At 69.1% G+C, this 13,431-nt stretch carries 8 protein-coding genes; 4 read left to right on the top strand and 4 right to left on the bottom strand.

What is annotated here, in order from left to right:
- The 3 genes from BKY59_RS03470 to BKY59_RS03460 all read right to left on the bottom strand — a co-directional run.
- Positions 1-228: hypothetical protein (locus BKY59_RS03470; RefSeq protein WP_129586175.1), on the bottom strand; the 228-nt coding region annotated here is incomplete at its 3' end.
- A 257-nt stretch (positions 229-485) separates the two neighbouring features.
- Positions 486-1,838 (bottom strand): M48 family metalloprotease, encoded by a 1,353-nt coding sequence (locus BKY59_RS03465; protein ID WP_076068695.1) that lies wholly within the window; start codon positions 1,836-1,838, stop codon positions 486-488.
- Positions 1,839-2,126: 288 nt separating this feature from the next.
- The gene (locus tag BKY59_RS03460) at positions 2,127-5,141 is read right to left on the bottom strand and encodes an Rne/Rng family ribonuclease (protein ID WP_240499939.1); all 3,015 of its coding nucleotides are present in this window, start codon (positions 5,139-5,141) and stop codon (positions 2,127-2,129) included.
- 512 nt (positions 5,142-5,653) lie between these two features.
- Between BKY59_RS03460 and BKY59_RS03455 the strand changes: the two genes are divergently transcribed.
- Complete coding sequence (locus BKY59_RS03455; protein ID WP_076068694.1) at positions 5,654-6,877, top strand: N-acetylmuramoyl-L-alanine amidase; 1,224 nt, start codon at positions 5,654-5,656, stop codon at positions 6,875-6,877.
- Between the two features lie 147 nt (positions 6,878-7,024).
- Positions 7,025-9,559 (top strand): penicillin-binding protein 1A, encoded by a 2,535-nt coding sequence (locus BKY59_RS03450; RefSeq protein WP_076068693.1) that lies wholly within the window; start codon positions 7,025-7,027, stop codon positions 9,557-9,559.
- A 300-nt stretch (positions 9,560-9,859) separates the two neighbouring features.
- On the opposite strand, the gene BKY59_RS03445 is transcribed toward BKY59_RS03450, so the two are convergent.
- Positions 9,860-11,317: a S41 family peptidase gene (locus tag BKY59_RS03445; RefSeq protein ID WP_083671846.1), complete on the bottom strand. Its 1,458-nt coding sequence runs from the start codon at positions 11,315-11,317 to the stop codon at positions 9,860-9,862.
- Positions 11,318-11,524: 207 nt separating this feature from the next.
- Here BKY59_RS03445 and prfB point away from each other — a divergent pair, with 207 nt between their 5' ends.
- Complete coding sequence (gene prfB / locus BKY59_RS03440) at positions 11,525-12,652, top strand: peptide chain release factor 2 (RefSeq protein ID WP_076068692.1); 1,128 nt, start codon at positions 11,525-11,527, stop codon at positions 12,650-12,652.
- On the top strand, positions 12,652-13,377 hold the full coding sequence (locus BKY59_RS03435; RefSeq protein ID WP_076068691.1) for a class I SAM-dependent methyltransferase: 726 nt from the start codon (positions 12,652-12,654) through the stop codon (positions 13,375-13,377). Before prfB ends, BKY59_RS03435 begins: the two co-directional genes overlap by 1 nt.
- Positions 13,378-13,431: the final 54 nt, after the last annotated feature.

The following is a 13,431-nucleotide window of genomic DNA, read 5'->3' as shown; positions in this document are numbered from 1 at the left end:
CGCGGCGGACCCGCCCTTGCGCGCGAGTGCGGCGGCGTGGCGATCGATTTCGAGCGCGCGGATGTCTTCGCGCGCGTCGGCCAGCCGCATCGGCACGTCGAGCGCCTCCACCCCGCGCCGGACGGCGTCGGCGCCGCGCGCCAGGCCGCGGCCGATGGTGCGCAGGACGGGGGCGATGCGGTCCGTACCGGGCGGGGCGGGGTCGATGGGGGTGGTCGGGTCGGGCAACGCGGGGGTCCTGTCGGTTTCGGGCGGCGTAGCGGGTGTGGGAGGACGTGGGAAGGTCGTTGAGGTTTGCGGGCGGGGCGTTTCGCGGAACGTGCTGTCGGGTTGCAAGGGGCGGTTGGGTCAGGCCACCGCCCCTCTCCCCACCCTCTCCCCGAAGGGGAGAGGACTTTTCCGTGGAGTCTGGGTGGGGAGCCTTTCCGGCCTACGTCCGCCGCCCCGGCCCCCCCCTCCGGTGGGGGAGGGAGCAGGAGAAGGCGTTAGCGGCGGCGGCGTTCGGATTCGCCGCGGGTGGCCATGGCGATGTCCTGTGCGCGGATATAGTCGGGAGTGCCGGGGGGGATGCCTTTCATCGCGGCTTCCGCATTCTGCATGGCGAGGCGGGTTTCGCCCTGCATGCTGTAGCGTTCGGCGCTGGCGAGCATGGCGCGGGCGGTATCGCCTTCGCCCGCATAGATGAGGCCGAGCTGGTACCAGGCGAAGGGGTTCTCGTCGTCGCGTTGCACCGCGACGCGCAGGACGCGCTTGGCCTCCGGCAATTGCGCAGGATCCTCGGTCGCGATCAGCGCATGGCCCAGCGTGGCGGCGATCAGCGGCTGGTCGGGCCGTTCGGCGACGGCTTCGCGCAGCGGCGGGATCGCTTCCCTCGGCCGGCCGGATTCGAGCAGCACCTGTCCCTTCAGTTCAAGATAATAGGGATCGTGCGGCGCGGAAGCGACGAGCTTGTCGATCTCCTTCACCGCACGGTCCGGGTAGGCGCCGCGGTGCCAGGCATAGGTGCGGGCATAGCGCGCCTGCGCGGTCTGGTTGCTCTCCGGATATTTCGCCATGGTGACCGGCGGATCCTGGGTGAAGCCGAACAGCTTGCCCTTGATCCGCTGGAACCGCGCCTCCAGCGCCGGATCGGTCGGGACGGCGAAATAGGGCGATTTGGTGATGTCGCCCTCCAGCGTGGCCTGGCGTTCGGCGGACATGGGGTGGGTCTGCTGGAACGGGTCGGTCTTGCGGTAGCTGGAGGCGTAGCGATATTCTTCCTGCCGCAGCTTGCCGAAGAAGCTGAGCATGCCCTTGCCCGACAGATGGGCGGTGCGCAGGAAGCCGGAACCGGCGGCGTCGGCGCTCGATTCCTGCGCGCGGGAGAAGGAGAGGTAGCGGCCCAGCGCGGCCTGCTGCCCCGCAGCCATCGCGGCCATGCCCGCCGATCCCGCACCGGCCGCCATCGCGGCGACACCGACGAGTAGCGAAAGGATGCTGATGCCGCCGGCCGCCTTCGCCATTTCGCCGCCGCGGATGATGTGGCCGCCGGCGATATGGCCGACCTCATGCGCGATGACGCCCTGAACCTCGGACGCGTTGTCCGCGGCCATGATGAGGCCGCTGTGGATGTAGACGATCTGGCCGCCCGCGACGAACGCGTTGATCGACGGATCGCCGAGCAGGACGATCTTGAGCGCACCTTGCCGCAGGCCGGCGGCAACGCCGATCGGTTGCGCGAGTTCGTTGAGGAAGGCTTCCGTCTCGGCATCACGCAGGACGGACTGGGCGGCGACGGGCTGTACCGCGAGCGTTATTGCGAGCAGTGCCGCGATGGCGAGGCGGAGGGGGTGGGTCATCGCCGTGCCGTGTGGCCGGGGGCGGGTGAACGGGGGGTGAGCATGCGCCGGGTTTTAGCGCGTGTGGGGATGGGGGTGAAGGGGGTGGGTTTGGGGCCTTTGAGGTGACGCGGGTCTTTCCAGCCTAAGCCCCCCCGGCCCTCCCCCCATCGGGGGGGAGGATTGGGTGGGGGGCTTTTCTGGGTGGGGCGGCGGTGGGTTCTGCGTGTGGCCTGGTCGAACCTCGCCACGGGCGTTGCTCCGCTCTCCGTACCCTCTCCCCGGAGGGGAGAGGGCTTTCCGGGTGCGTCAGGCGCCGAAGGTGCGCTGCCACCAGCCGCGGCGGGGGCTGCCTTCCTGGTTTTCAGGCGAAGTCGGCTCCTGCGGCTGGGCATCCGCCTGCTGAGCGGCCTCCGGTTCCGGCGTCGGGGCCACGACCACGACTTCGGCCTCGGGCGCGGCCTTGCGGGTGCGCGGGGCGCGGGGTGCGCGGGGGGCCGGTGCCTCGGCTACGGGTTCCGGCGTGACGTCCGCGGTTTCCGCTGCGTCGGCCTTCTTGCGGCGCGGGCGGCGGGCCTTGGGTGCGGCGTCGGCAACCGTATCCGCGGGGGCGTCCGGCTCCACCGGTTCGGCGGGGGCGGCGACGGGTTCCACCGGCGCTTCCACGGCTGGCTCGGCGACCGGCTCGGTCACGGCGTCGGCCTTGCGGCGACGGGCGCGGCGCGGCTTCGGCGCGACTTCCGTATCCGCATCGACGTCCGGGACGGCGTCGAGCGCGACGGCGTCGGACGGCAGCGGTTCGGCCGGGACCGCGACGAGCAGCGCAGGTGCGGCGACGGGTGCCGCGGTCTGCGCGACCGTGGCGGTGCCGTCGTCGCGACGGGCGCGGGGCCGGCGGCGGGTGCGCGGACGGTCCTCCCCGGCCTCGGCTTCCTCGACCGCAGCGGTCTCGGGCAGGTCGGCGACGGGGGCCGGAACGACCGTTGCCGGGGCGACATCGTCCAGCGCGACCTGATCGACGGTTGCGTCGGCCAGTATGCTGCTGGCGGCGCTCGCCTCATAGCCTGCCTCGGACATGTCGTCGGACCCGACTTCGCCATCGATGCCGTCGGTCGCGGCGGTCGGTTGGACGACGTCGCCGCCATCCTCCTGCCGGTTGCGACGACCACCGCGGCGTCCGCGACGGCCACGACGGCGGCGGCTGTCGCCGTCCTCGTCATTGCCCGCATCGCCGTGAACGGCAGTGTCGAGATCGGCGTTGGCGTGCGTCGCGTCGGCGGCGTCGCGATCCTCGAGCGGGACGTCGTCCACCGCGACGAGCACGTCGGCGTCGGTCGTCTGACCTTCGCCCGCGGGCTGGTCGGCTGCGGTGTCCGCATCGTTGCCCTCGCCATCCTCGCGACGGCCACCACGACGGCGACGGCGACGCTTGCGACCACCTTCGCCGCTGCGTTCCTCGCGACCTTCGCGGCGCGGACGGTCCTCGCGGGCTTCGACCTCCTCGATCTCGGGGGTCTCCTCCTCGATATCCTCTTCCTCCTCGCCATAATCCTCTTCGTCCTCGGCCTCCATCGGCGGCAGGACGGGGATGCGCGGCGGGTGTGCGGGCGGGGGGCCGTGGCTTTCGACGGCCATGCGCGCGCCTTCGAGCTGCCCGTCGGGGCAGATTTCGATCAGCACGCCGTAGCGATCCTCGATCTCGGCGAGTTCGTGGCGCTTGCGGTTGAGGACGTAGAACGCCGCTTCCTGGCTGGCGCGCAGCACGAGCTGCGACCCGCGACCGCGCGCGGCCTCATCCTCCAGCATGCGCAGCGCGGACAGGCCGGCCGACGATGCGGTGCGGACGAGGCCCGTGCCGTCGCAATGCGGACAGGTGCGGGTGGAGGCCTCGAGTACGCCGGTGCGGATCCGCTGGCGGCTCATTTCGAACAGGCCGAAGCTGCTGATCCGGCCGACCTGGATGCGGGCGCGATCGTTCTTCAGCGCTTCCTTCATCGCGCGTTCGACCTTCTTGTTGTTGCCGTTCGATTCCATGTCGATGAAATCGATGACCACAAGGCCGGCCATGTCGCGCAGGCGCAGCTGGCGGGCGATCTCGTTCGCGGCCTCGAGGTTGGTCGAGAGTGCGGTCTGTTCGATGTTGTGTTCGCGGGTCGAACGGCCGGAGTTGATGTCGATCGACACCAGCGCCTCGGTCGGATTGATGACCAGATAGCCGCCGGACTTCAACTGGACGACCGGATTGTACATGGCCGAAAGCTGTTCCTCGACCCCGCCGCGCTGGAACAGCGGCACGGTGTCGATGTAGAGCTTCACCTTCTTCGCCGCGGCGGGCGAGAGCAGCTTCATATATTGGCGGGCCTGGCGGTAGCCTTCCTCGCCTTCCACGATCACCTCTTCGATGTCGCGGTTGTAGATGTCGCGGATCGCGCGCTTGATGAGGTCGCTGTCGCCGTAGACGAGTGCCGGCGCAGCGGACTTCAGCGTGTTCTCGCGGATCTCGTCCCACAGCCGGGCGAGATAGTCGAAGTCGCGCTTGATCTCGGTCCGGCTGCGCTGGAGGCCCGCAGTGCGGACGATGCAGCCCATGGTGGACGGCAGCGCCAGATCGGCCATGATCGACTTCAGCCGCTTGCGATCCGCACCGTTGGAGATCTTCCGGCTGATGCCGCCGCCGTGCGACGTGTTGGGCATCAGCACGCAATAGCGGCCGGCGAGCGACAGATAGGTGGTGAGTGCCGCGCCCTTGTTGCCGCGTTCTTCCTTCACGACCTGGACGAGCAGCACCTGACGGCGGCGGATGACGTCCTGGATCTTGTAGCGGTGGCGCAGGTTCGTGCGCTTCTCACGCAGATTGTCGACAGCATGATCGTCGCCCGCGCCGCCTTCGAGCGGGGTCGAGGCGGCGACGGGTTCGCCGTCCTCGTCCTCGTCATCGCTGTCATGGTCGGCGCGCGGGGCCGGCTCGTCGCCGTCCTCGTCGTCCAGATCGTCGTCGTCCTGGTCGTTCCCGCGCAGGCGCTCCTCCTCGGCGGCATGCTCGGCCTCTTCGGCGAGCAGCGCGTCGCGGTCTTCCTTCGGGATCTGGTAGTAATCCGGGTGGATTTCGGAGAAGGCGAGGAAACCGTGCCGGTTGCCGCCGTAATCGATGAACGCCGCCTGGAGCGACGGTTCGACCCGCGTTACCTTGGCGAGGTAGATATTACCCTTGAGCTGCTTGCGTTCCGCGGACTCGAAGTCGAATTCCTCGATCCGGTGTCCGTTGACCACGGCCACGCGGGTTTCTTCCCGGTGGCGCGCGTCGATCAGCATGCGCATTGTCATTGTGAAGTCTCCTGGCGCGCAGGGCCGGCGGGCAGGGCCGCGGCGGCGCGCAATCTAGTGGGCAGGCCGTCGGCACGGACAGGTCCGGCGCCGGCATCTGCGAAGGGGTATGGAATGCGTTCGTGCCGCAGCCATCGTCCCGGACCGACGCACAGCACCCGCAAGGGCGGCTGTCGGACAACGGGGCGGAATGGATCATCGAGCACGTCAACCTGGTCGGACGGGGCCGCACCGACATGGGCGCCCCAGCGGTCCGGGCGGGGCCCCGCGTCGGACGCGAGGCGCAGTCCGACCGAGCCACCCGCGTGCTAGCATCGCACGTCCCGCCGCACAAGCGATGCGGCACGTCGCGACTTTGTGGCGACACGATGGCAAACAGTACGTTAACCATTTCGGTTCACCATCGGGATAGGTCGGATGGCTAGGCGTGCTGCATGTTTTCCCGCAATTCCCATCGTAACGATTCGCGAATCGGCTGGACTTCGCGACGATCGCGGGGGCAGGATCGCGGCATGACCCTTTTTGCCGCCGTCGCTCTTGCGCTGCTGGCCCCGTCCACCGCCCCGGCCGCGACGATCAGTGCGGTCGACGTGGGGTATGACAGCCTGACGCTGCGGTTCGACGATGCCGTGGAAGGCGCACGGATGTTCCTGCTGGACGAGCCGCAGCGGATCGCGCTGGATATCGTCGGCGCGCGCGCGGCAAAGCTGCCGGCGGTGGCGACAGACGGCTTCGTCAGCCGCGCGCGCGGGGGGCAGCGGGATGCCGATACGGCGCGCGTGGTGTTCGACCTGGCGACGCCGACGATCGTGACCGACGCGGCGCTGGCGACGGACGGCCGGTCGCTGACGCTGTCGGTGGCCCCGGCCAGCAAACGCAGCTTTGCCGAAGCCGTGCGCGAACGGGCGCGCACGCTGTTCACGCAGGTCGGGTTCCGCAACGCGTCGCCCGCCACCGAGAACGGCGCGATCGTCGTGCCGCTGGAACCGGCGCGGCCCTATGTCCCCTATGCGGCACCGCCGATCCGCGGCGGACGGGGCACCAACCGACCGCTGGTGGTGATCGACCCGGGGCATGGCGGGCATGATCCCGGCGCGATCAGCGTCTATGGCGGGCGGAAGGAGAAGGACGCGGCGCTGGCCATCGCGCGCGCGATCCGCGACGCACTGGTCGCCACGGGCCGCGTGCGGGTGGCGCTGACCCGCGACGACGACCGGTTCCTGGTATTGCAGGAACGGCGCGAGATCGCCCGCCGGCTGAAGGCGGACCTGTTCATTTCGATCCACGCGGACAGCGCGCCGGCCGACTTGGCGCGTGGGGCGAGCATCTATACGCTGTCCGAAGTGGCGTCGGACCAGGTGGCGGCGCGGCTGGCGGCGCGCGAGAACCGGTCCGACGTGCTGAACGGCGTGAACCTGGGCAATGCACCGCCGGACGTATCGTCCATCCTGGTCGACCTGGCGCAGCGCGAGTCGATGAACATGTCGTCGAGTTTCGCGACGCTGATGCAGCGCGAGATGGCGCCCAGCGTGCCGTTCCGGTCGAGCTACCACCGGTTCGCGGCGTTCGCGGTGCTGAAGGCGCCCGACGTGCCGTCCGTGCTGCTCGAAACCGGGTATATGAGCAATATCGAGGATTCGAAGTTCCTGTTCTCGTCCGACGGGCGGGCGGCGATCGCGGATGGGGTGACGAGCGCGGTGACGGCGTACTTCGCGCGCCGGATGGCTTCGCGATAGGGTTTGGTCTGACCTTGGGGATCGTGCTGCTGATGCGGTCAGCCCCACCCCAACCCACTCGTTTGAAAGGGAAGGGGTTTTTTCGATGTTCCGGACGGGTCCGCTTCGTCTGGTAATGTACCCATCGCTCCCCTAGACCGGCGCGCGATGGACGAGACAGCGGAATCGATGCACGTGCGGTTGCGGCGTGGGCCGGGGCGGGTGCGGGGGCTGTTCGCGCGGCGCTGGGTGCGGGTGATCGCGGTGCTGCTGTTGCTGGCCGGTGTCGCGGCGGGCGGGTTCTGGATGCTGTTCGCGCGCGACCTGCCGTCGGCGGAGAGCCTGCTGGCCTATGAGCCGCCGCTGCCGACCAACGTGCGCGATATCAACGGGCAGCCGGTCTATGCGTTCGTGCGCGAGCGACGGGTCGAGCTGTCGTTCGACGAGTTTCCGAAGGTGCTGGTCGGCGCGTTCCTGTCGGCGGAGGACAAGACGTTCTTCGACCATGGCGGGATCGACTATCTGGCGTTCGGCAACGGCATATTCGAATATCTGACCAAGCTGGGGTCGGGCGAACGGGCGCGGGGCGGATCGACGATCACGCAGCAGGTGGCCAAGAACCTGCTGGTCGGCGACGAATATTCGCCGACGCGCAAGATCCGCGAGGCCATATTGGCGCGCCGGATCGAGGGCGTGCTGACCAAGCCGCAGATCCTCGAAATCTACCTGAACCAGATCTTCCTGGGGCGGAACGCCTATGGCGTGCAGTCCGCGGCGCGCGCCTATTTCGACAAGGATGTCGGCCAGCTGACCCTGCCGGAGGCGGCGTATCTGGCGGTGCTGCCGAAGGCACCCTCGACGCTGACGCCCGAACGGCATGCCGACCGGGCGCTGACCCGGCGCGGCTATGTGCTGCGCCAGATGCAGGCGAACGGATACATTACCGCGGCGCAGCGTGCGGCGGCGGATGCGGCGCCGCTCGGCACTGTCGCCAAGGCGCGCCCGCCCAAACGGCCGGCCGGCGGATATTTCCTGGAGGACGTCCGCCGGGACCTGATCGGCCGGTACGGCGAGAAATCCGACAGGGGGCCGTACAGCGTCTATGATGGCGGGCTGTGGGTGCGCACCTCGCTCGACCCCAAGGTGCAGAAGGCGGCGGAGGACGCGTTGCGCGACGGGCTGATGCGGTACGATGCCGGACGCGGATGGCGCGGTGCGATCGCGACGATCGACGCGGCCGAACTGGGCGAGGGCGGCGCATGGCGATCGGGACTGGTGCGCGCCAATGTGGGGGTCGGCTATGACGACTGGCGGTCCGCGGTGGTGCTGGACAAGGCCGGCAGCAGTGCCACGATCGGTTTCACGGACGGATCGACGGGCACGCTGCCCGCGTGGGGCGCGACCATGCCGCGCCGCGGGATCGGCGGCACGGCGTTCCGGTACATGAAGCCGGGCGACATCATCGCGGTGAAGCGGCAGGGTGCGGACTGGCTGTTGCGCAACGTGCCGGAGATTTCAGGCGCAATGGTGGCAGAGGACCCGCATACCGGCCGCGTGCTGGCGATGCAGGGCGGGTTCGACGAACGCGGCAACAGTTTCAACCGCGCGACGCAGGCGATGCGCCAGCCGGGGTCGAGCTTCAAGCCGTTCGTCTATGCCAGCGCGCTGGACGCTGGGATGACGCCGGCGTCGATGATCATGGATGCGCCGTTCTGCGTGTACCAGTCCGCGCGGCTGGGCAGGAAATGCTTCGTCAATTTCGGCGGCGCGCGGGGTGCGGGCCTGCAGACCATGCGCTGGGGCGTGGAACAGTCGCGCAACCTGATGACGGTGCGCGCGGCATCGCAGACCGGCATGAAGAAGGTGGTGGCGACCGCCAAGGCCATGGACATCGGCATCTACCCGGCGGTGCTGGCGATCTCGCTGGGCGCGGGCGACACGACGGTGGCCAAGCTGACCAACGCCTATGCGATGCTGGCCAACCAGGGGCGCGCGCTGAAACCCACGCTGATCGACCTGATCCAGGACCGGCACGGCAAGACGATCTTCCGCGCCGACATGCGGCCGTGCGAGCGGTGCAACATGAAGGACTGGGACGGCAAGCCGATGCCGCGCCCGCGGATGCGGACCAAGCAGGCGATGGACGCGATGACCGCGTACCAGACGGTGCATATCCTGGAAGGCGTGGTGCAGCGCGGGACCGCGACGACGCTGCGCGACCTGAACCGCCCGCTGTTCGGCAAGACGGGCACGTCGACCGGGCCGACCAACGTGTGGTTCGTGGGCGGATCGCAGGATCTGGTGGCGGGCGTATATATGGGGTTCGACAAGCCGCGGCCGATGGGCGGCTATGCCCAGGGCGGCACGCTGGCCGCGCCGATCTTCAAGCAGTTCGCAAGGCAAGCGATGGCGGACATGCCGGTCGTGCCGTTCAAGGCGCCGCCGGGAATCCGGATGGTGCGGATCGACCGGAAATCGGGGCGCAAGGTGTATGGCGCGTGGCCGACGAACGACCCGCTGGCGTCGGTGATCTGGGAAGCGTTCAAGCCTGAAAGCGAGCCACGCCGGTCGATCCGCCGTTCCTCGATCGTGGCACGCAACCGGCCGAAGCCGACGCCCGACGCGGCCGATGCCGTGATGCAGCGCCGGGCGCAGCGCGCACGCGATACGGATTTCCTGCAGCAGCAGGGCGGGATCTACTGAGGGCCGGGTCTTCGGTCGGTCGGTCGGTTCGGAGGGCAAGAAGCCCCTTTCCTTCATGGGAGGTGTTGGGGCGGGGCCGACCGCTTCAAGCTGGTGACGTTGGAGGTGTGGTGCTGTTGCCCCCACCCCAACCCCTCCCCCGAAGGAGAGGGGCCTAGGTCATGCCACGGACTTCAGGCTTGGTACGGTCGTCGGTCGAATTATCCGGAAAGGCCGGCCGGTAGTTCGCATCGGGCATGTTTTTCGGCGCGGTTGTCGGGGTTCTCCCTCCCCCGGTGGGGTAGGGCTTTCGGTCGTTTTCTAGAACAGCCCCGGAACCTCGCGCTGGGCGGCGGTGGGGGTCGATGGCATCAGCAGTTCCATGCCGCCGAGCGCGCGGCCGGACAGGCCGGCGGTGGCGGACGGGGTGGGGGAGATGGGGGTGCAGGGGCGCGCGGCGAGGAAGTCGAGCGCGCGGGCGACGCTCGATTCGCGTGGGTCGCCGAGCGGGAAGGCGAGGTCGTCGCCGGCGGCGCAGCTGGCCCCCACCGTGGCGGCCAGACCGTCGAAATAGGCGGCGGAGCGCGCGCTGTTCTGCACCGCGATCGCCACGACGCGCAGCCGATCGTCACAGGCCGGTCGATCCAGGGCGATCTGGCCGACTGGCTTGCCGAAGGTGTTGCCGCCGATCAGCGCGGACCGGCCGCGTAGATAGGGGGTGAAGGCGTTGACGACCAATTCGCTGGCCGATGCGGTGCCGCCGGTGCCGATGAACGCCACGCGGGTGGGCGCGATCGATTCGGGTTGCCGCTCAAAGAAGCGGACGATGTCGTTCGACGCCTTTTCGGGGCGGAAGCTGGTATAGCCCTGGACGTCACTGGTCGTGCGGTCGCGGCCGAGCAGATCGACCATCAGTTCGGCGATCGAGATCAGCCCGCCGCCATTGTAGCGAAGGTCGACGATGACGTCGGTGATGCCGTCGCGCCGGAACCCGGCGAAGGCGGCACGCAACGCGGGATCGGCGCTGGCAATGAAGGTGCGCAGATTGATGTAGCCGACACGCCGCCCGCCGTCGGTCAGCACCCGCGCGCCGTAGCGGCTGGAGACCGGCGGGATGTCATAGTCCGCTTTGGCAAGCGTCACGAGGCGCGTGCCGGCGGCATTGCGGATTCGGAGCGTGCGAGTGACGCCGACGCGGTCTTCGCCGAGCGCCACGGCGATCGGATCGGGACCGCCGAAGTTCAGATATTCGGGAATCGATCGCAGGGGCGTGTCGCTGCTGCCGATCGCCAGTATCTCGTCGCCGCGATCGATGCCGGCCGCGGCTGCGGGCGTGCCTTCGAAGGTTTCGTTGATGAAGACCTGCCGCCCGTCGCCCCCGACCGACAGGCGGATGCCGAAGCCCGCGCTGGCCCCGGAGGCGTAGAACGCATCCTCCTCCCTGATCGAGGTGAGGTAGGTGAAGAACCGGTCGCGGCGTTGCCCGCGCGCGGTGGCGGTGAGCGCATCGACATAGGTATCGACCGAGCCGAAGGGCGTGGGATCGAACGTGGTGGGCAGCGTTTCGGGAAACAGATACCATTCGCGCAACTGGGCGGCGGCCCAATCCTGCCGTTCGCGCAACGAGCAGCCCCCGCCGGTGCCGGCGACGGGTGGGGGGGTGGGGCCGGGCGTGGGGTTGGACGTCGCGATACCGCCGCCGTTGCCACCGGTGACGGGTGCGTTGCGTCCGCCGCCGCCGCCGCCGCAGGCCGAAAGCAGCGCGGCGACCGAAAGCATTCCCACCAGACGGCGACACCGCATTGCACATCCCCCAGACCCGGTGGCGAGCCTATCCTTTCCGCGGTGTTGCGCCAGTGCGAAAGCGGCATCGTGCAGGCGGCCGGGCGATGTCGCGGGTTGCGGAACCATGGGCGATTCCCCTATCTGCGGAAGATTGCGCGGACGAGCCCCATGCGGGCGCCGCGACCGTACCGGAGAACCGTCATGCGCGCCGAAGCGCAAGCCCACGCCGACCAGATCAACGCCGCATTGGCGTTGCTCCGCCGTTTCCTCGATTGGGACCGCGCGCTCCGCCGCCTGGAGGAGCTGAACAACCGCGTCGAGGACCCGACGCTGTGGAACGACCCGAAGGCCGCGCAGGAGGTGATGCGCGAACGCCGCCGGCTGGACGAAGCCGTCAACGCGACCCGCGCGATCGAGGGCGAGCTGGCCGACACGATCGAGCTGATCGATATGGCCGAGGGCGAAGGCGACGCCGCGATGGTGAACGACGGCATCGCCAGCCTGGGCGCGCTGGCCGAGCGGGCGGAGCGCGACAAGGTGACCGCGCTGCTGGCGGGTGAGGCGGACGGCAACAACAGCTATATCGAGGTGAACGCCGGCGCGGGCGGGACCGAGAGCCAGGACTGGGCGGGGATGCTGAGCCGCATGTACACGCGCTGGGCCGAGCGGCGGGGGCTGAAGGTCGAGCTGATCGACCATCATTCGGGCGAGCAGGCGGGCATCAAGTCCGCCACCATCCTGGTCAAGGGCGAGAATGCCTATGGCTATGCCAAGACCGAGAGCGGCGTTCACCGCCTGGTGCGGATCAGCCCGTATGACAGCGCGGCGCGGCGGCACACGAGCTTTGCCAGCGTCTGGGTGTATCCGGAGGTCGACGACGACATCGACATCGAGGTGCTGGACAAGGACCTGAAGATCGACACGTACCGCGCGTCGGGGTCCGGCGGACAGCATGTGAACACCACCGATTCCGCGGTGCGGATCACCCATCTGCCGACCGGGATCATTGTGGCGTGCCAGAACCAGCGCAGCCAGCACAAGAACAAGGCGGAGGCGCTGAAGCAGCTGAAGGCCCGGATGTACGAGCGCGAGCTGGCGATCCGCGAGGCGGCGGCCGACGAAGGCTATGCCGCCAAGACCGAGATCGGCTGGGGCCACCAGATCCGATCCTATGTCCTGCAACCCTATCAGCTGGTGAAGGACCTGCGCACCGGGGTGACGTCCACCGCGCCGGGCGACGTGCTGGACGGCGACCTGGACAAGTTCATGGCGGCCGCACTGTCGCAGCGCGTGACCGGCGAGGAAGTGGATGTGGAGGACGTCGAGTGATGCGCACGGCGATCGCGCTGTCGGGGCTGCTGATGGTGGCGGCGTGCGGGGCGGCCGCGCCCCCGGCCGCGCCGGACGCGAAGGTGAAGCCCGGGGCGTTCCCCGACGCGCACCGGCCTGTCGCGGCGATCGTATCCGACCGGTGGTCGAACGAGGAGGAGCGCGACCGGTTGCGCGAGGCGGACACGGTCATGGACTATTCCGGCGTGCGCAAGGGCATGACCGTGGCCGATATCGGCGCGGGCGAGGGATATTACACGATCCGGCTGGCGCAGCGGGTGGGGGCGGAAGGCCGCGTGCTGGCGGAGGATATCCAGCCGGCGACGCGCGACAAGCTGGCCGAGCGCGTGACGCGCGAGGCGCTGGACATGGTCAGCGTGAAGCTGGGCACGCCGGCCGATCCGAAGCTGCCCGAGAATAGTTTCGACCGGGTGTTCCTGGTTCACATGTATCACGAGATAGAAACGCCGTACGAGTTTCTGTGGCGATTGCGGCCGGCGTTGCGGGCGGGCGGGCGCGTGGTGGTGGTGGATGCCGACCGACTGACGCAGAACCACGGGACTCCGCCGGCACTGCTCGACTGCGAATTCGCGGCGGTGGGCTATGTCCGGGTCGAGCGGCGGGCAATGCCGTCGGCCGGCGGTTATCTGGCGATGTACGAGGCGCGCGGACCGCGGCCGGAACCGGGCGCGATCAAGGCGTGCGAGAGCGTTTCGGGCAGCTGACCGTAACGTCGCCGCGCCACCCGACGTTTTCGTTAACCCATCCGATCTAGTCTG

The sequence above is a fragment of the Sphingomonas montana genome (genome assembly GCF_001956315.1).
Taxonomy (GTDB): Bacteria; Pseudomonadota; Alphaproteobacteria; order Sphingomonadales; family Sphingomonadaceae; genus Sphingomonas_R; species Sphingomonas_R montana.
The sequence above is the reverse complement of the archived record's forward strand: the minus strand, read 5'-3'. Positions and strand labels throughout refer to the sequence as shown.